We start from the raw sequence: 17,788 nt of genomic DNA, 5'->3' as shown, positions 1-17,788 counted from the left end.
GTAGTCGGCTTGTGTGTGCAAATCTTACTGATGGCGGCATGCAATACCCGGATGGTGTTGTTATATGCAACCGGTGTAGCCTGAATGGCGTTTCCTCTCAGGAACGTGCGGACAGCATTGCTGCAGAAATGCGCTCAGCACTGGCATCAGTTGGACTAAAGCTCAACTCGACACAAACTCCGGTCAAACTATGCGCTCGGGATGAATTAAATGATGCCAGTCATCACGACTTTCATGAGAATCACCCCATTCTGGGCGTTACCCGTACCACGATAACCCACCAGAAAGGCCGGGTTCTAGCGAGAAACTTTGACTGCATCCTGATTCAAATCAATTTGCCAGAAGAGCATTTTCGCACAGTAATGATTCATGAGCTCACCCATGCTTGGTTTTTTTACAATTACTACGAGAATTTACCACTGAATGTTGAAGAAGGGATGTGCGTTCTAATGGAGTATATCTGGCTGAAAAATCTTGACACCAAAGATGCTGAGTTCAGGAGAAAGCAAATAGAGCTTAGTACTGATCCTATTTATGGGGATGGATTTCGAGAAGCAAAAGAATCGCTGAAGTATATGCCGCTTACGTCACTTCTTGAGTTTATCAAGGAGAAGAAAAAATTCCCGGGACGCTGGAGCTCTTTTTTTTACAGCTAAAGACGGTTTACACCTTCATCATCTTGCTCTCAACAAACAATGATTTGGCGAGAATTCATACAACAGCACTATCGGTTACGAACTTCAAAATAAAGTTATTGTCCAATGTGATTATTAAACCTCAAGACCGTTGGCTATGACTTTCTCAAAGATCAACCTCTGCAGCACATTACTGTCATCAAAAAACAGTTTTTGTTATATCGTACTATTTCTTGTATCAGCTATATCCTTCTCGGATATCATGCTCGTAAACGCAAGTGAAATAGAAGCAGCATCAAGAACAAGCATCAATACTGGCAGCATAGAGAGCACGCAAGCGGTGCAAAAAAATTCCTATAGATCTGGCAGGCAGCAACCGTCTGGCACTGGTAGTATGGATTCTGCGCTTGCTCTTGGCTTGGAAGTTATCTGGCCGCTGAATTATTTCAAGCATGGCGCAACCGTTATCAGGTCGCTAGCTTCTGCATTTTCTACATTTGACGGCTTCTGTGGCGCATTGGAAATTCAAGCCCAGGATGGCTGGCTAATTAAGGAGGTTTATATTGCTAGCGGCAGTATTGTTAATCAGTTCCAGTTTGCAAAGGGGGAAGGTAATTCGTACCAGCCAAAAGAGCAGCGAAACGCGAGGACGCTACAAATAAGACCCGTACAGGCTTACCTGGAATATTACCGACTATATCCATCAAGCCATCCAATAGACTTTGATGTGATTGTTTATAATTCAGAAGATGAGATAGAGGAGTCCAGGTTACATGTTACGAAGTCTGTATGCAGCCCTGCGCAGCTGGGGCATGTGAATGCAAGTATAGTTAGTGGTGAAGCAATACCCTTCTATATTAGAAATTCAGAGCTTTATGCTGATGCATGGGGTATCAACCAAATTTCAGCTGAATACTTTACGAGTTCCTATATTTTAATTCCTCATAACCGGTCTAAATTTCCAGCTTTATCTGAGTAGCTACGACTGCCTGCTAGCAGCTGAATTCATGTTAGTAAAAACACTTCGCTCACCAGCTGTTCGAGAGAAGTGTTTTTTGGCATCAAAATCTTTTAATCAGTTATTACAATTTTTTTATTTACCGGCTTTGAGGTGACTATCATATCGGCGTTTCGCTTGGTAATTTCCTCAAACAAACGATCATACTCAGAAAATGAAATTTTCCATTCACCATGCTCGCGAACATACCTGTCTTGATAGATAGCACTCCCCTCAAATGTGATGCCCTCATCAAGATTCACAAATTTATCATGTAAGTACCAGACCCCCTTCGCTTGATCACCATCAACGGAGATCTCGGGGTGATGGCCGGTATGGATCCCAAACTTGGTTTTGGTGAAACACTCAAGGAAAAAATCAGCCAGCTCAGTCCAGCCATTTTTTTTGAACTCATAACTTGGGCTTCTGTAGTGTATTCCTGCATCTTCAGTAAACACTGTCTTAAGACCATCAATGTCTGCAGTATCCAGAAAGCGGAAATATCGGGATTTTAGCTGTTTAATTTGCTCAATAGCGACCAGGTCAAGCATTATTATTTTCCTTTATTGACTGGTTTTCCAAATGAAAGTTGAGATCTTCAACCTGCATTTTGAGGTAGCATTCTACCTTACCCTCAATAGTTATGACTATTGATTCAGTTGCATAGGAAAAACAAATTTAGCCAAGTTTTATTTAGCAGAAAAAAAGAAGGGAGTATGTGTTAAAGAAATGGAGGCGAGTACCGGAGTCGAACCGGTCTAAATGGAGTTGCAGTCCACTGCATAACCGCTTTGCTAACTCGCCCTGTTTTCAAATAAACAGTTAAAAATATAAAAGGATGGTGCCCGAGGCCGGACTCGAACCGGCACGATCTTGCGATCGAGGGATTTTAAGTCCCTTGTGTCTACCAATTTCACCACTCGGGCAGTACTTGAATAGTACAGAGTAAAACCATAAAAAAACAGGCTTAGGCCTGCAATTTTATTCTGGAGGCGAGTACCGGAGTCGAACCGGTCTAAATGGAGTTGCAGTCCACTGCATAACCGCTTTGCTAACTCGCCACAAACTGGAGCGGGAAACGAGGTTCGAACTCGCGACCTCAACCTTGGCAAGGTTGCGCTCTACCAACTGAGCTATTCCCGCAATCTCGTGCTAGACGACTTTGGCTAACTTCCTGTCAGCGCCCGAACACGAAGCGTATTGTAGGTTTTTTTGTTTTGATGTCAACCGCTTTCCGTCACATCAGTCAGGCTTGTTGAATGGAGAAAGGTCTGGCCAGGCTGCTTTGAGGTAAATATACATGGACCATAGTGTCAGAATTGCAGAAAGATAAAGCAGCAGAATGCCGAGGAAACCAATCCACGAGTCAACCGGTACCGGTGATAACAGTAACAAAGTGATTGCTGCCATTTGGGCCATTGTTTTTGCCTTACCGATCATACTCACCGCTACACTGGTTCGCTTACCCAGTTCAGCCATCCACTCTCTGAGCGCAGATATAACGATCTCACGGCCAATAATGATCAATGCTGGCACAGTAACCCAGAATGCTCGAAATTCATCAATCAACAAGCACAACGCCGTTGCAACCATGATTTTATCAGCCACTGGATCAAAGAAGGCCCCAAAAGGGGTTGTTTGATTGAGGCGCCGGGCAAGGTAGCCATCAAGCCAATCCGTTGCAGCAGCAAATGCAAATATTCCTGCGCAGGCAAGATAACTCCACTCAAAGGGGAGATAAAATATGATGACAAGAAAAGGAACCAGAACTATTCGTGTTAGTGTTAGAAAATTTGGGACGTTCATAAAAAGCCAGAAATCAAAGCAGGAGATTCTTTGGGGCATACGGTACACAGTACTGCTCCCCGGTGCTAGTCATTATGTAAATAATCATGTATCTGTTGTGCCAGTTTAAGGCTAATGCCTTCAACTTTTTTTAATTCATCAACGGTTGCATTGCTCACACCCTCGCGGCCACCAAAGAACTTTAGTAGCGCAGAACGCCTTTTGCCGCCTATCCCCGGGATATCTTCAAGAATCGAGCGCTTTCTTGCCTTCTGACGGCGTTGTCGGTGTCCCGTAATTGCAAACCGGTGCGCTTCATCCCTGATTTGCTGTATTAAAAGCAGTGCTGCCTCATGACCAGCAGGGTTGAGCTCTTTGCTCTTATATAAAAGTGTTTCAAGACCTGCTTTTCGGGTTACACCTTTCGCAACACCAAGTAATGGGATTGCAAGATTGAGCTGAGACATAACCTCAGAAGCCTTGCTCAACTGGCCTTTCCCTCCATCAATGACAATCAGGTCGGGCTTTACACCCTCCCCCTCTGGGTTCAGGGCAAGCTTTCGGTAACGTTTATCAAGAGCAGCCGCCATAGCGGCATAATCATCACCTGGCTCTATATCTGCAATATTAAACCTTCTGTACTCACTGTTAATTGGTCCTTCAGGCCCAAAAACAACGCAGGATGCAACAGTGGCTTCGCCCATGGTATGGCTGATATCAAAGCACTCCATGCGCAGTATTGGGTCATCAATACCCATTAGCCCTTGAAGTTGAGAGAAGCGCTTGGCCAGATGACTTTTGCTGGCCAAATGACTTTCAAGGTTTTGCTGTGCGTTCTTATTGGCAAGGCTGAGCCAGTCATATCTGTCAGAACGGACTTTGCTCTTAATTTTAATTTTCTTCCCGGAAACGCTGGTGATTGCATTCTCAATTGTATCTGCTCCCGGGAGTTCAAATGGCACTACAATTTCATCCGGTAGGTCACGACTTGCAAACAGTCGAACATAAAACTGTGCCATAAAGTCTTCAAGGTGATCAGCAGACGCTGCTTCAATCTTAAAGTCAGGAAAATAGTATTTATGGCCAAGCACTCTCCCGGATCGAACAAAAAGAACATCAAAGCAACTGTTGCCAGCAATTTGTGCAAAACCGATAACGTCGATATCACCGGCCGATTTTGTAACAGACTGCTGCTCCTGAACTGCTCTGAGATGATTAATCTTGTCACGAACTGCAGCGGCTTCTTCAAAATCAAGTTCTTCAGCCGCAGTTTCCATACGCTTGATCAGAGACCGAATCAGTTGCTGGCTTTTACCTTCAAGAAACTGCTGAGTGTCTGAAATATCCTGTCGATATTCTTCTTGCGTTACCAACCCAACGCAAGGCGCTTTGCAGCGGTCAATCTGATACTGAAGGCAGGGTCTGGTACGGTTTCTGAAATAGCTGTCTGAGCACTGGCGGACTTTAAAAATCTTCTGGAGCAGGTGGAGACTCTCTCTTACCGCGCCTCCACTGGGGTATGGGCCATAGTAATGTCCCTTCTGACGTTTGCGGCCTCTGCAAGAGTCCATCCTGGGAAAGTCGCTATCACCCGATATGTAAATATAAGGATAGGACTTATCATCTCTCAACAATATGTTGTAAGGCGGCTTCCTGTCCTTGATAAGATTCTGCTCCAGAAGGAGCGCTTCGGTTTCGGTATGAGTGATCGTTAGCTGGATATCGGCAATTTTGCTGACCAGTGCCATTGTCTTTGTCGTGAGGCCCGTCGCTCTGAAATAGCTGGATAGACGATTTTTGAGGTTCTTGGCTTTACCGATATAAAGCGTTTTACCCTTTTGATCACGCATATCATAGACACCTGGACGGCTCGAAGCCTTTTCCAGAAAAGCCTTGTGATCAAATGTTTTATTTCCTTCACTATCTGCCATGAAACACCAAAAGAAGCTTATCAAACCGCCTGTGAATTATATCTTCAGAGGGGCTGGAAACGAACAATCTTGAATGGATTTAAACCGAATAACGTTAATTTACCGGCCTGAGCAATGCGAGGTGCTGAAATGAGGAGAAAACAGTAACAAGGCTTTTTAGAAGTAGGCAATGAAAAATCAGTTTCATTGCACACGGTTCTATCTGCACTTTATTCGGCGAGGGTATCGACGAGCTCATGACGAATGGCTAGATGTGTCAGCTCTACATCACTGGCGATGTTCAACTTTTCAAACAAACGATAACGATAACTGTTGACTGTCTTTGGGCTAAGGCAGAGTTTGTCTGAGATGGTTTGAACTTTTTCACAATTAACGATCATCAGAGCTATCTGCATTTCCCGGTGTGACAGCTGACTGAAGGGCGAGGCACTATCGGGCTGTATGGACTTCAGGGCCATTTGCTGGGCAATTTCAGGGGATATGTATTTTTTACCCGAAAAAACAGTTCTGATAGCTGATACCATTTCAGTAATATTTGAGCTTTTCGTAACATAGCCCGATGCACCCGCTTCGATCAGTTTTGTAGGGAATGGATCATCCATACAAACCGTAACAGCGATTACTTTCGCATGGGGATTAATCTGGCAGATTTTTCGTGTTGCTTCGAGCCCCCCGATGCCGGGCATCCTGACATCCATCAATGTGACGTCCGGGGTGAATTCTCGATACAGACTGATGGCCTCTTCACCACTGACGGCCTGGGCAACAATTTCAATGCCTTCAATGTCCGCCAGCATGCGTGAGATGCCTGTTCTCACCAAATCATGATCATCCGCAACCAGAACTCGTATCACAATATACTCCGGTACGTTTCTTATAATTTTATTGTGAACGATTATGCACAGAGTTTTTGAGTCTGGAAACCCCCAGACAGAAAAAAGACAGAAGACGATTAATTTTAAAGAGCAGCATTTTCATAATAAAAAATACCACTTTACTGGAAAGTGGTATTTCTATTTATAAAAAAGAATACTGTCTTTTATTGCTGATCAGAGCTTACCTTCAAGCTCTGGGACCGCTTCAAACAGATCAGCGACAAGGCCGTAATCCGCCACCTGAAAAATAGGGGCTTCTTCATCCTTGTTGATGGCAACAATAACCTTGCTGTCCTTCATGCCTGCGAGGTGCTGAATTGCTCCGGAAATACCAACTGCAACATATAGGTTAGGCGCAACAATCTTGCCGGTCTGCCCAACTTGCATGTCGTTAGGTACATAGCCAGCATCAACGGCTGCCCTGGAAGCGCCAACAGCAGCCCCCAGCTTATCCGCCACCTTATAGAGTAACTCAAAGTTTTCACCGTTACCCATACCACGACCGCCGGATACGATGATGTCTGCAGCGGTTAGTTCGGGACGGTCAGACTGAGCAAGCTCTTCGCTGACAAAGCTGGATATGCCTGCGTCGTGATTGCTGGCAACCGCTTCAACTGCTGCTGAACCACCTTCGGAGGCAACAGGATCAAAGCCAGTACTGCGGACAGTAATCACTTTAATGGAAGCATTGGACTGAACAGTCGCAATAGCATTACCAGCATAAATAGGACGTGAGAAAGTATCTTCACTCACTACACTGATAATGTCAGATATCTGATCCACATCCAGCATGGCAGCTACACGAGGCATCGTGTTTCTGGCATCGGTTGAGGTAGATGCCAGAATATGGGAATAATCCTTGCCCAGTTCAGCAACCAGCAGACTGACATTTTCTGCAAGCCGATTTTCGAGTGCCGGGTTATCAGCATGGAGAACTTTGGAAACACCGGATACGGCAGAAGCCTGCTCTACAACACTGCCGCAACCTGAGCCAGCAACCAGAAGATGAATATCACCTCCAATTGCTGTAGCAGCGGCTACGGTATTCAGGGTTGCAGGTGCAAGTGTGCCATTATCATGATCGGCAACGACTAATATGGCCATTAAATCACCTTCGCCTCATTTTTTAATTTTTCTACCAGCTCATCCACGCTGGCCACCTTGATACCAGCCTGGCGTTCTGCAGGTGGCTCTACCTTGATAGTTGTTAAAGTAGACGACACTGAAATACCCAGGTCTTCTGGTGATTTTACATCCAGAGGTTTACGCTTAGCTTTCATTATGTTGGGCAGTGAAGCATAACGGGGCTCATTGAGACGCAAATCCGTAGTAACTACTGCTGGCAGATTAAGACTGACGGTCTGCAAACCGCCATCAACTTCTCGAGTCACGCTGACTTTACCGCTGTCAACATTGACTTCTGATGCATAAGTTCCCTGTGACATGCCCGCCAGAGCTGCAAGCATCTGTCCGGTCTGACCATTATCACTGTCTATGGACTGCTTACCCAGAAGAACCAGATCCGGTTTCTCCTCATCCACAATCGCCTTAAGTAATTTAGCGACTGAGAGGGAGCCCAGAGGGTCATCAGTCTGAACCTGAATGCCACGGTCAGCACCAAGAGCCAGCGCTGTTCGTATCTGTTCCTGGCACTCCTTGGGTCCAAGGGATACAGCAACGATTTCTGTAGCGACACCTTTCTCTTTGAGTCTTACTGCTTCTTCAACAGCAATTTCACAGAAAGGGTTGATTGCCATCTTGACGTTGGTGAGATCGACGTCAGTGTTATCCGTCTTCACACGAACCTTGACGTTATAGTCAATGACTCTTTTGACGGCTACTAATATTTTCATGAGTTCGCAGCCTTCCCTTCTCGTTATTGGCTTGATCTTGAATTATCGAACAGATAACGAACAACCGGTTTGGGAACCAGACAGATTTTATTTTCATTCAGCAACCTGTGTTCACACATCTGCGCAAGCGCAGTCTACCAGTACGTCAATAAGGGTTCAAACGTATGTTCCAACTAGTTCATACAAACGATCCCCTGAAAGACACTTGTCTGATACTATCATTCAGCCGGGATACACCTGTTTGTCTGAGCTTCATGTCTATAGCGTTATCTGCTTCACCGGTTAGTATCAGGCAGAAAATTTCGTTTATAGGTATTAATAGCTACTGATATATTGGCCATTCAGGGAAACACTGAGTATAATGCCAAACAAATTCAAACACTTGTTTGAATTATTTCTTTTATAGAATAACACTCCGACAGGGAGGAAGCTCATCATGGAACGCGAATCCATGGCATTTGATGTCGTTATCGTGGGTGCAGGCCCTTCCGGCTTGTCGGCCGCCTGTCGCTTGATGCAATTGTCTCAGGAACAGGGTAAAGAGGTCAGTGTTTGTGTTGTTGAAAAAGGCTCAGAAGTGGGTGCTCATATCCTGTCAGGTGCCGTTTTTGAGCCATCCGCACTGAATGAGCTGTTTCCAGACTGGAAAGAGCAAGGTGCGCCACTGAATACCCAGGTCTCCTCTGATGATATTTATGTTCTTCGTTCAGAAGAGAAATCCATAAAAGTACCTAATCTATTTGTGCCTAAAACAATGCACAATGAAGGTAATTATATTATCAGCCTTGGCAACCTTACCCGCTGGCTTGCTGAGCAGGCAGAAGGTCTAGGTGTCGAAATTTTCCCCGGCTTTGCTGCCCAGGAAGTTTTGTTTAATGATGATGGCAGTGTTAAGGGTATTGCTACCGGGGATATGGGGGTTTCAGCCTCTGGAGAAGAGAAAGACAGCTATATGCCAGGCATGGAGCTGCATGCGAAATACACTTTATTTTCTGAAGGGTGTCGGGGGCATTTAGGTAAAGAGCTTATCAATCGTTTTAACCTGGATGAAGGTCGCGACCCTCAGCATTACGGTATTGGCATTAAAGAACTTTGGGATATACCCCCAGAAAAACATCAGCAGGGGCTTGTGGTTCACACGGCTGGCTGGCCGCTGGCTGAAAGCGGATCCACCGGTGGAGGCTTCCTGTATCACCTTGAGAATAACCAGGTCGTTTTGGGTCTTATTACGGATCTAAGTTATTCCAACCCCCATTTGAGTCCTTTTGAAGAGTTTCAGCGATTCAAGAAGAGTCCTGTTATCAAGCAATATCTGGAAGGTGGCAAGCGTGTCTCTTATGGTGCAAGAGCCCTTGCAAAGGGCGGCCCCCAGTCATTGCCAGAAATGACGTTCCCGGGTGGACTTTTGATTGGCTGTGATGCCGGGACGATGAATGGTGCGAAAATCAAAGGCTCTCATACAGCCATGAAGTCAGGGATTATTGCTGCAGAAGAGGTCTTTAAAGCCGTTAGCAGCGGATCTGAGGGTGGTGACAGACTTGAGTCGTTCAATGAAGCATTTAAGGCATCCTGGCTTTATAAGGAACTGCACCAGCAGCGCAACTTTGGTCCTGCCATGCACAAGTTTGGTAATATCTTTGGCGCAGCCTTCGCTTTTACTGACATCAATATTTTCAACGGAAAACTGCCTTTTACTTTGCATGACAAAACACCAGATTATGCGCAGTTAAAACCAGCAGCACAGTGCAGCCCTATTAGCTATCCAAAGCCTGATGGTGTTCTGACATTCGACCGTTTGAGCTCCGTATTTCTTTCAAACACCAATCATGAAGAAGATCAGCCCTGTCACTTGAAGCTGACAGATGAGACTATTCCTCTAAAACAGAATCTGCCTGTTTATGATGAACCAGCACAAAGATATTGCCCTGCAGGTGTGTACGAGATCGTGGTTGATGAGAATAGTGGTGAAGACAAGTTCCAGATAAACAGTCAGAACTGTGTTCACTGCAAGACTTGCGATATCAAAGATCCGGCTCAAAATATCACTTGGGTGGCACCTGAGGGAGCTGGCGGCCCAAATTATCCAAATATGTAGCCCGCTATTGTTTTCTATCCGGAGGGTGGTTAATCACCCTCCCTCTTCTCACTTCAGAACACGTCCAAGTGAGTATTGCCCTCCCTGACTGGTGATAACAAGATCTACCCCCCCTTCTACAGGAATCTCTTCAGACTCTTCCACCAACTGATAAAAGACATTTCTATTTATCAAGGCATTAAGCTGATCCCTGACTCGAATGTAGGGGGCTGGCTCCTTTGTCAGAGAGTCCTCCATCATAACCAGCGGATGCCCCTTATCCAAAGCTACTTTGTCTCCAATATTGGTGGTAAACAGGTACTGCTTGCCATGATCACCATCTATTATTTCTGCTCGAACAATGACAAATGGAGCATCATCTACCTGAATTCTAACCTTCTCAACCGGGGTCACCAGATAATAGCAGTCATCATCATCACGCCTTAATACCGATGCAAACAGCTTTACCATCGCCTCTCTGCCAATAGGTGAGCCATTATAATGCCATTGGCCATCTCTACTGATTCGCATATCGATATCACCACAGAATGGAGGGTTCCAACTATGAATGGGAGGCAAGCCCTGTTTTTTCTTAAGGAATTGCAGGTTTGAGGCAATGTCACCTGGCTTGGATGGTTTGCTCACAATGACTTCTCCCATTGGCAATGATTGGCTTATCCACTATTTCGAACAATAAGGAAATATCAATTTTTTGGTGTTTTTCAGTGTGCTGCCAGAGTAAGTGCTAAAACACATGAAAAGCTGTCAATAATATCTCTATTTATAATCGTAACCATCACAAATGCTAACATAAAGGAATAAATATTGGGTCCAGGGTTGGAGCATGGAACTTTTCAAAATGGTTGCGGGATATCTGACTGACTGGCTGAGTCGCAATACTCAGGAAAAAGACAGCCCACTATGCGATTTCCAACGTATACGCCATGAAGTTAAGCCCTGCGATGTCCTCTTGGTTGAAGGGCGTTCCAGGGTCAGTCAGGTGATTAAGCAGACAACTCAAAGCCCATGGTCTCATGCAATGCTTTATATTGGTCGACTTCATGATATTGAGGATGATAGGGTCCGGCAGATTGTCAGCAAATCTTATGGTGGGTCTCCTGATGAACAGCTGGTCATAGAAAGTGAGTTGGGGGTAGGCACAGCCATTCAACCACTGAATAGCTACAAAGGAGAACATTTACGAATCTGCCGGCCTAAAGGTATCAGCTACAGTGATAGTCAGAAAGTGGTGCATTATGCGATCAGCAGGTTAGGCATGGATTACAACGTCCGGCAAATTCTTGATTTAGCCAGATTTTTCTTCCCCTACTCTTTTCTTCCAAGACGTCTTGGCTCTTCACTGTTTCAGCATTCTCCGGGCCAGGAAACCAAAACAGTCTGCTCCACAATGATTGCTGAAGCTTTTAGCTTTATCCATTTTCCGATACTGCCATTAGTTAAACATGATGGTGAGTCGGGTGTTCAGCTTTTTCAGCGAAACCCAAAACTCTGCACCCCTAGTGACTTTGATTACTCCCCCTACTTTCAGATCATAAAGTATCCATTTCTGGATTACGGTCATCACGCAGATTATCGTCTGCTGCCATGGCATGGGCATGGAGTGCTCGAAGGAAAAGAGGCTGACTTCTATATGTCTTCCAAGCAAATCCGGCAGTTGCAAAAAGAAAGCTCTGTTGATGATGAAAGTCTGCAAGACTCCTCGTTCTTTCTAGCCGATAATAAGAAGGATGGTGGTGAGAGTGGTCCAATATCAACGCATTAAATGAGGTAAAAAGCCTGATGGTCAGGCAAAAAGAAACCCGCGCTTCTGGGGGAAGAAGACACGGGCTAAGACCATTAGGAGTGAAACATAGGTACACAATCCAAGTACCAAGGTCATTTCTGACCTAGGCTGATTCAATCGTAGGGGGAAGTCGATCAAATCAGCATGATAAGTATGATTCAGAATCAGAATACGTCCATTGAATTTTAAGACCTTTTCATAATAATAAGATGCGTTAAAAGAATTAGAGTTTTGCGCTGTTTTTTTCCATTTAATCATCCATAAACCGGAGCATAAGGGCTGAGCTACTCTCTCTGGCAGAGATAGAATACTGTTTTGCAACGTATGGAATAACCAAGAACTGAATACTATTGATAGGTGAGTGCTCTGCTTAGTACAGCAGTTGAATACTCTTCAAGTCGAGTGCAACCCGAGGGGGCTGTGTCTGGGCTGCACGAACAAGATGTCAGGAGAGAGGGAGATTAAGCTGTTCATACAGTGCATCACAACGCTGAGCCAATGCTTTATCAATAGCAAGCACACCACTTCCCTCATCTGACTGATGGGTTCCCCAGGCCACAGAAACCCTTCCCCACTCAATCACAATGCGAGGGTGATGGATGTGTGCTTCGGCAAGGCAAGCAATGGCATTACAAAATGCCAGGGCACGAGAGTATTTCTTAAATACAAAGGTTTTTTCAATGTGATCAATATTGTCATATTGACAGGAAATCCACTCACTCATACTTGCACTCCTAGTATTGATTATTGAATAAAGACAGAAAAACAGTCTAATTCAAATATACGGGGTTAGCATCAGAAATGCAGGTATGTGGAATGTCTGGCCATGCGGATGTGCGGTTATCTGAATTATGTCATAGCCAGCAGCACAAAGATGTCCTGCAGCTTGCCTACCGGTAACAGCCCAACGCACGGGATTGAGTAGTTACCGGATGCCTACTGAACTGCTAATTCAGCTTAATAGAATTATGCCTTCTCAGTTTCTGCTTCAGCTTCTTCAGACTTCAATTGCTCAAGCTCTTGAGTCGCTGTGTTCAGCTGCTGAGTAAGCTGCTTTTGTTTGCTCTTCAGGCCGCTGTTTTCACCAGTGAGCGTACGATTCTGCTCTTGAAGACGCTTGATTTGCTTCTTCATTCGGTCAGGATTGCTAGCTCTCAGGTCTTTCAGCTCATTTTCCATATTTTTCAGCTGGGCAGCGGATTTTTCAGCTTTCTTCTCAGCAGTTTCCAGGCGAGATTTGAGCTGACTTACTTCCCGATTGTGCTGCTCTGTAATTTCAATAAGAGCTGCCAGGCGTTGCTGTTCAATGATATCCATTTCATTGCTTGTATCAATACTTCCGCCCATGCTCAGGGTACCCATAGATTCGATTACCTCCGGGGAGTTTTATTGGATAGGAAAAAATAAAAAGCTTCTACCAGCGCGACGTTTACGCACTGAAGCGAGAGAAAAATTAAGAAGATATGAGTTATTCTTCATTAAGCGGCTGGTAAATAGCAGAATATCAGTAGACTAGGTGGCGGATTCTAATACATAAAACAGGATATGAAAAGCTCTGACTGGAAAATTCCGAAAATTATTGCGGGCATAATCGCCCAATTCCAAATCCGATGTTGCCAGATGACAATATAGCCGGCGCGAAAAGCCATATGATCAGCCAGTATTATAGGATAACCTCATTGCAGGTATGAGTTAATGATGTATTGTACTTTATGAAAATAACGCTCTAAACAAGTGCTTGGAATAATGCGAGACACAATTACCTTCTTGCCTGAAAATGTTACTGAATTCCCTCCTTTGGATTATGCGCTTGAGAAACCAGAGGGCTTATTGGCTGTTGGGGGGAACCTGCAAGTGAATACGTTGGTCATGGCCTATCAGCGGGGCATTTTTCCCTGGTTTAACGATGGTGATCCGATCCTGTGGTGGTCTCCATCACCAAGAATGGTTTTCACCCCAGGGGAGCTTCATATTTCTCGATCCCTGAGAAAGCTGCTTCGAAAGAACATTTATCAGGTTACCTTTGATTATGATTTTCCCGCAGTGATGCATGGCTGTGCAGCTATTCGCCGAGACTCGGAAGGCACCTGGATTACCACCGATATGATTAATGCCTATTTAGCATTACATAATGCCGGCTATGCCCACTCTGTTGAGATCTGGCAGACAGGCAAATTGGTTGGAGGTCTCTACGGCGTTGCTCTGGGTAAGATCTTTTATGCTGAATCCATGTTCAGCATCGAAAACAACACTTCAAAGATTGCCATGGCCGCACTGTCAGACCAGCTTTCCAGATGGCAGTTTGAGTTAGTCGATTGCCAGATTCATTCGGCTCACCTTGAATCAATGGGAGCCTGGTTGATGCCCAGAAATCAATTTTCTGATTATCTCAAACGGTATTGCTCAGAGATGTCTTCCTGTGCAAACTGGAAACAGGAATGGCAATGGAATGACCATCAATAATGAGCCAGTACAAAGATCTGAAATTTTATGCCACACAACCCCATGAGTGCAGTTATCTGCCAGAGGAGCAGGCAACCACATTATTCATGGATCCCGAGATTTTACTTGATCAACAGTTATGCAGCGATCTTGCTGAGTTAGGATTTCGAAGAAGCGGGCAACACATATACCGGCCACACTGCAGTCATTGCAAAGCATGTATACCGGCAAGAATACCGGTTAAACTCTTTATGATGCGAAGAACACAGCGAAAGACCTGGAACAGAAATTTGAGCCTGATGGTGGATCGGGTGCCAGCAAGTTACCAGGATGAGCATTATCAGCTGTATGAGCGCTACATCAACCAATGCCATCAGGATGGTGACATGTATCCTGCATCTGTTGAGCAATACTCACCATTCTTGGTGGAGAGCCCCCCGTTTACTTCATTCTATGAATTCCGACTTAAAGGACAGCTACTGGCAGTATCTGTCGTAGACCACCTGAAAACTAGCCTTTCGGCTATCTATACCTTTTACGACCCTGATTTCTCGCAGCGCAGCCTTGGAAAATATTGTATTTTATGGCTCATTCAGGAAGCGAAAAAGCTGGGATTACCCTATCTCCAGCTTGGCTATTGGATCCGAAACTGTCAGAAAATGAATTACAAAATTGAGTACCGTCCTGTTGAACTTTATATCAGTCAGGAGTGGAGGCAATTGAAATAATTCTCTTGCAGATCAAGGGTGCTTTGCTTTACAAATTATTTTCAGGCAGAATGCCCAGCAAATTTAATCAAGCCGTACCAACCCCTCTGAGGTAGTTATTTAATGGCAAAAGAAGAGAGTCTGGAAATGGAGGGTGTTGTTATCGACACCCTTCCAAATACCATGTTTCGTGTAGAACTGGAAAATGGTCATGTTGTCACTGCACACATTTCCGGCAAAATGCGCAAAAATTATATCCGAATTCTGACTGGCGACCGGGTAAAAGTAGAACTCACTCCATATGATCTGACCAAAGGTCGAATCACTTACCGTTCTCGCTAAAACAGGGGCACTCAGCCCCTGAGTTTTCTACTTCTACCCCGCACCACCATCGATAGCCTCAAGATCTGAAGCTCTGCTTTTGGCTGCCTCAAACTTAAGGTAAAGCTCCCCTTTTCGAACCGTAACTTTAACGTTGCCGCCATTCTCCGCAAGCTTACCGAAGAGAATCTGTTCAGCCATTGGCTTCTTCAAATGCTCTTGAATGATTCGTCCCATGGGTCTTGCACCCATTTGACGATCAAATCCCTTTTCAGCTAACCAGCCTCTGGCCTTATCATCAACATCTAACTGAACCCGCTTTTCATCCAACTGGGCCTGCAGCTCAGTCAGGAACTTATCGACAACATGTTTAATGATATCGTCATTCAGTGAGGCAAAAGGAATAATCGCATCCAGCCGATTTCTGAACTCAGGTGTAAACGTCTTCTTGATAGCTTCATTGCCATCAGTCGTGTGATCCTGCTCCAGGAAGCCAATTGAGCTTCGGGTCATATTCGCAGCGCCCGCATTAGTGGTCATGATAAGAATGACGTTGCGGAAGTCGGCTTTACGACCATTGTTATCCGTCAGAGTGCCGTGATCCATAACCTGTAATAGCAGGTTAAAGACATCAGAGTGACCCTTTTCAATCTCATCCAGTAATAAAACACAGTGAGGTGTTTTATTAATAGCTTCAGTGAGCAGACCACCCTGATCAAAACCAACGTAACCTGGAGGCGCGCCAATTAACCTTGATACGGTGTGTGCCTCCATGTACTCAGACATATCAAAGCGCACCAGCTCAATACCAAGAGCTTTAGCCAATTGACGACAAACCTCTGTTTTACCAACCCCGGTTGGGCCTGAGAATAAGAAAGAACCAACGGGTTTTTCAGGCGCCTTGAGCCCTGCCCTGGATAATTTAATGGCAGTAGATAAAGACGCAATCGCGTCATCCTGACCAAAAACTACCATTTTCAGGTTGCGTTCAAGCTTGCCGAGTAACTCTTTATCAGAAGAAGAAACTGACTTAGGCGGAATTCTTGCCATCTTTGCTACGATGCTTTCTACATCATCAACATCAATGACTTTCTTTCTGCTTTCTTCGGGCTGGAGACGCTGATAGGCCCCCGCTTCATCAATAACATCAATAGCCTTATCCGGCATATGACGGTCATTGATATAACGACCAGCTAATTCGGCAGCTGCTTTTAATGCTTCATCAAGGTATTGGATTTCATGATGTTCTTCGAATTTTTTCTTAAGCCCAAGAAGGATTTGGATAGTATCTTCAACACTGGGCTCAGTAATATCGACTTTCTGGAACCTTCGGGCAAGAGCTCGATCTTTTTCAAAAATGCCACGGAATTCCTGAAACGTTGTCGAGCCGATGCAGCGTAACTCTCCAGAGGTGAGCATTGGCTTAAGAAGGTTTGATGCATCCATGACACCGCCCGATGCCGCACCCGCACCTATGATGGTATGAATCTCATCAATGAACAAAATAGCATGATCATGCTTCTTAAGTTCACTCAGTAACTGTTTGAATCTCTTTTCGAAATCGCCGCGATACTTGGTGCCAGCCAGAAGCGAGCCCAGGTCCAGAGAATACACAACAGCCTTGGACAGGACTTCTGGCACATCACCATCAACAATACGCCGGGCAAGACCTTCAGCAATGGCTGTCTTTCCCACGCCGGCCTCACCAACCAGTAATGGGTTGTTCTTACGGCGACGAGTTAGAATCTGGCACACACGCTCAACTTCTTCAGCCCGGCCAACCAGTGGATCAATTCTACCAAGGCGAGCCTGATCGTTCAGATCAGTAGCGTATAGCTTAAGAGGATTCTTGCTGCTACCGCTTGGTGATTCTGGCTCCATATCATCAGTCAGATCATGACCAAGCTCTTCAAGCTCCTGACCCGGGGTTTTGGAAATGCCATGGGCGATAAAATTAACAACATCTATTCGAGCTACATCCTGCTGTTTCAGGAAGTAAACAGCCTGACTCTCCTGCTCACTAAATATCGCGACAAGTACATTAGCTCCGGTAACCTCTTTCTTACCTGAACTTTGAACATGAAAAACAGCCCGCTGGAGCACTCTTTGAAAACCAAGTGTTGGCTGAGTTTCTCGCTCATTGTCATTATCAGAGATTAGTGGTGTTGTTGAGCTGACAAACTCTGTGAGATCCTGGCGAAGTTTATTGAGATCAATGCCACAAGAAACCAGGACTCTTGCTGCGGACTCATTATCAAGCAAGGCAAGTAAAAGGTGCTCCACAGTCATAAATTCATGACGGTTATCACGGGCATCTTTAAATGCATTATTCAGTGTTGCTTCGAGGTCTTTGTTGAGCATATG

General features: G+C 45.0%; 17 protein-coding genes and 4 tRNA genes. 7 read left to right on the top strand and 14 right to left on the bottom strand.

Annotation, left to right across the window (positions count from 1 at the left end):
* Window positions 1-38: 38 nt before the first annotated feature.
* Together GV64_RS25905 and GV64_RS13635 are read left to right on the top strand one after the other, a co-directional pair.
* Window positions 39-656 (top strand): protein DA1, encoded by a 618-nt coding sequence (locus tag GV64_RS25905; RefSeq protein ID WP_020583479.1) that lies wholly within the window; start codon window positions 39-41, stop codon window positions 654-656.
* 136 nt (window positions 657-792) lie between these two features.
* Window positions 793-1,614 (top strand): hypothetical protein, encoded by an 822-nt coding sequence (locus tag GV64_RS13635; protein ID WP_152554058.1) that lies wholly within the window; start codon window positions 793-795, stop codon window positions 1,612-1,614.
* Between the two features lie 92 nt (window positions 1,615-1,706).
* Here GV64_RS13635 and GV64_RS13630 read toward each other — a convergent pair whose 3' ends face one another.
* The 10 genes from GV64_RS13630 to GV64_RS13585 all read right to left on the bottom strand — a co-directional run bounded on the left by GV64_RS13630 (window position 1,707) and on the right by GV64_RS13585 (window position 8,076).
* Entirely contained in the window at window positions 1,707-2,183 is a 477-nt protein-coding gene (locus GV64_RS13630; RefSeq protein ID WP_020583477.1) for a nuclear transport factor 2 family protein, read from the bottom strand.
* Between the two features lie 179 nt (window positions 2,184-2,362).
* Window positions 2,363-2,436, bottom strand: a tRNA-Cys gene (locus GV64_RS13625).
* Between the two features lie 35 nt (window positions 2,437-2,471).
* Window positions 2,472-2,558, bottom strand: a tRNA-Leu gene (locus GV64_RS13620).
* 61 nt (window positions 2,559-2,619) lie between these two features.
* Window positions 2,620-2,693 (bottom strand) — tRNA-Cys (locus GV64_RS13615).
* Window positions 2,694-2,699: 6 nt separating this feature from the next.
* A tRNA-Gly gene (locus tag GV64_RS13610) sits at window positions 2,700-2,775 on the bottom strand.
* A gap of 99 nt (window positions 2,776-2,874) precedes the next feature.
* Window positions 2,875-3,438 carry a CDP-diacylglycerol--glycerol-3-phosphate 3-phosphatidyltransferase gene (pgsA, locus tag GV64_RS13605; protein WP_026258390.1) on the bottom strand — a complete coding sequence of 188 codons (564 nt, stop codon included), beginning with the start codon at window positions 3,436-3,438 and terminating at the stop codon, window positions 2,875-2,877.
* 65 nt (window positions 3,439-3,503) lie between these two features.
* The gene (gene uvrC, locus GV64_RS13600) at window positions 3,504-5,348 is read right to left on the bottom strand and encodes an excinuclease ABC subunit UvrC (RefSeq protein ID WP_020583475.1); all 1,845 of its coding nucleotides are present in this window, start codon (window positions 5,346-5,348) and stop codon (window positions 3,504-3,506) included.
* Window positions 5,349-5,557: 209 nt separating this feature from the next.
* Window positions 5,558-6,202, bottom strand: a complete 645-nt coding sequence (gene uvrY / locus GV64_RS13595) for a UvrY/SirA/GacA family response regulator transcription factor (RefSeq protein ID WP_020583474.1) — start codon at window positions 6,200-6,202, stop codon at window positions 5,558-5,560.
* A gap of 195 nt (window positions 6,203-6,397) precedes the next feature.
* Window positions 6,398-7,327: an electron transfer flavoprotein subunit alpha/FixB family protein gene (locus GV64_RS13590; RefSeq protein ID WP_020583473.1), complete on the bottom strand. Its 930-nt coding sequence runs from the start codon at window positions 7,325-7,327 to the stop codon at window positions 6,398-6,400.
* Window positions 7,327-8,076 (bottom strand): electron transfer flavoprotein subunit beta/FixA family protein, encoded by a 750-nt coding sequence (locus tag GV64_RS13585; RefSeq protein WP_020583472.1) that lies wholly within the window; start codon window positions 8,074-8,076, stop codon window positions 7,327-7,329. Before GV64_RS13585 ends, GV64_RS13590 begins: the two co-directional genes overlap by 1 nt.
* 436 nt (window positions 8,077-8,512) lie before the next feature.
* Here GV64_RS13585 and GV64_RS13580 point away from each other — a divergent pair, with 436 nt between their 5' ends.
* Window positions 8,513-10,171, top strand: a complete 1,659-nt coding sequence (locus GV64_RS13580; RefSeq protein WP_020583471.1) for an electron transfer flavoprotein-ubiquinone oxidoreductase — start codon at window positions 8,513-8,515, stop codon at window positions 10,169-10,171.
* Between the two features lie 48 nt (window positions 10,172-10,219).
* Here GV64_RS13580 and GV64_RS13575 read toward each other — a convergent pair whose 3' ends face one another.
* Window positions 10,220-10,795, bottom strand: a complete 576-nt coding sequence (locus tag GV64_RS13575) for a DUF1285 domain-containing protein (RefSeq protein ID WP_026258389.1) — start codon at window positions 10,793-10,795, stop codon at window positions 10,220-10,222.
* Between the two features lie 199 nt (window positions 10,796-10,994).
* Between GV64_RS13575 and GV64_RS13570 the strand changes: the two genes are divergently transcribed.
* Window positions 10,995-11,933, top strand: a complete 939-nt coding sequence (locus tag GV64_RS13570; RefSeq protein WP_020583469.1) for a YiiX/YebB-like N1pC/P60 family cysteine hydrolase — start codon at window positions 10,995-10,997, stop codon at window positions 11,931-11,933.
* Window positions 11,934-12,399: 466 nt separating this feature from the next.
* Here GV64_RS13570 and GV64_RS13560 read toward each other — a convergent pair whose 3' ends face one another.
* Window positions 12,400-12,678 (bottom strand): 4a-hydroxytetrahydrobiopterin dehydratase, encoded by a 279-nt coding sequence (locus tag GV64_RS13560; protein WP_020583467.1) that lies wholly within the window; start codon window positions 12,676-12,678, stop codon window positions 12,400-12,402.
* A 242-nt stretch (window positions 12,679-12,920) separates the two neighbouring features.
* A complete protein-coding gene (locus GV64_RS13555; protein WP_020583466.1) occupies window positions 12,921-13,316 on the bottom strand; it encodes a hypothetical protein in 396 nt (131 codons plus the stop codon).
* Between the two features lie 384 nt (window positions 13,317-13,700).
* Here GV64_RS13555 and aat point away from each other — a divergent pair, with 384 nt between their 5' ends.
* The 3 genes from aat to infA all read left to right on the top strand — a co-directional run bounded on the left by aat (window position 13,701) and on the right by infA (window position 15,445).
* Window positions 13,701-14,417: a leucyl/phenylalanyl-tRNA--protein transferase gene (aat, locus tag GV64_RS13550; protein WP_020583465.1), complete on the top strand. Its 717-nt coding sequence runs from the start codon at window positions 13,701-13,703 to the stop codon at window positions 14,415-14,417.
* Window positions 14,417-15,124: an arginyltransferase gene (locus GV64_RS13545; RefSeq protein WP_020583464.1), complete on the top strand. Its 708-nt coding sequence runs from the start codon at window positions 14,417-14,419 to the stop codon at window positions 15,122-15,124. Before aat ends, GV64_RS13545 begins: the two co-directional genes overlap by 1 nt.
* A 102-nt stretch (window positions 15,125-15,226) precedes the next feature.
* Entirely contained in the window at window positions 15,227-15,445 is a 219-nt protein-coding gene (gene infA, locus GV64_RS13540; protein WP_020583463.1) for a translation initiation factor IF-1, read from the top strand.
* 33 nt (window positions 15,446-15,478) lie between these two features.
* On the opposite strand, the gene clpA is transcribed toward infA, so the two are convergent.
* Window positions 15,479-17,785: an ATP-dependent Clp protease ATP-binding subunit ClpA gene (gene clpA / locus GV64_RS13535; protein ID WP_020583462.1), complete on the bottom strand. Its 2,307-nt coding sequence runs from the start codon at window positions 17,783-17,785 to the stop codon at window positions 15,479-15,481.
* Window positions 17,786-17,788 lie beyond the last annotated feature (3 nt).

The organism is Endozoicomonas elysicola, assembly GCF_000710775.1.
Lineage (GTDB): Bacteria > Pseudomonadota > Gammaproteobacteria > Pseudomonadales > Endozoicomonadaceae > Endozoicomonas > Endozoicomonas elysicola.
The sequence above is the reverse complement of the archived record's forward strand: the minus strand, read 5'-3'. Positions and strand labels throughout refer to the sequence as shown.

Excerpts from the sequence above, each read along its gene's own strand:
- GV64_RS25905 (WP_020583479.1), top strand. The coding sequence starts at position 39 with ATGCAATACCCGGATGGTGTTGTTATATGCAACCGGTGTAGCCTGAAT.
- GV64_RS13635 (WP_152554058.1), top strand. The coding sequence starts at position 793 with ATGACTTTCTCAAAGATCAACCTCTGCAGCACATTACTGTCATCAAAA.
- GV64_RS13630 (WP_020583477.1), bottom strand. The coding sequence starts at position 2,183 with ATGCTTGACCTGGTCGCTATTGAGCAAATTAAACAGCTAAAATCCCGA.
- pgsA (WP_026258390.1), bottom strand. The coding sequence starts at position 3,438 with ATGAACGTCCCAAATTTTCTAACACTAACACGAATAGTTCTGGTTCCT.
- uvrC (WP_020583475.1), bottom strand. The coding sequence starts at position 5,348 with ATGGCAGATAGTGAAGGAAATAAAACATTTGATCACAAGGCTTTTCTG.
- GV64_RS13590 (WP_020583473.1), bottom strand. The coding sequence starts at position 7,327 with ATGGCCATATTAGTCGTTGCCGATCATGATAATGGCACACTTGCACCT.
- GV64_RS13585 (WP_020583472.1), bottom strand. The coding sequence starts at position 8,076 with ATGAAAATATTAGTAGCCGTCAAAAGAGTCATTGACTATAACGTCAAG.
- GV64_RS13580 (WP_020583471.1), top strand. The coding sequence starts at position 8,513 with ATGGAACGCGAATCCATGGCATTTGATGTCGTTATCGTGGGTGCAGGC.
- GV64_RS13570 (WP_020583469.1), top strand. The coding sequence starts at position 10,995 with ATGGAACTTTTCAAAATGGTTGCGGGATATCTGACTGACTGGCTGAGT.
- GV64_RS13560 (WP_020583467.1), bottom strand. The coding sequence starts at position 12,678 with ATGAGTGAGTGGATTTCCTGTCAATATGACAATATTGATCACATTGAA.
- GV64_RS13555 (WP_020583466.1), bottom strand. The coding sequence starts at position 13,316 with ATGGGTACCCTGAGCATGGGCGGAAGTATTGATACAAGCAATGAAATG.
- aat (WP_020583465.1), top strand. The coding sequence starts at position 13,701 with ATGCGAGACACAATTACCTTCTTGCCTGAAAATGTTACTGAATTCCCT.
- GV64_RS13545 (WP_020583464.1), top strand. The coding sequence starts at position 14,417 with ATGAGCCAGTACAAAGATCTGAAATTTTATGCCACACAACCCCATGAG.
- infA (WP_020583463.1), top strand. The coding sequence starts at position 15,227 with ATGGCAAAAGAAGAGAGTCTGGAAATGGAGGGTGTTGTTATCGACACC.
- clpA (WP_020583462.1), bottom strand. The coding sequence starts at position 17,785 with ATGCTCAACAAAGACCTCGAAGCAACACTGAATAATGCATTTAAAGAT.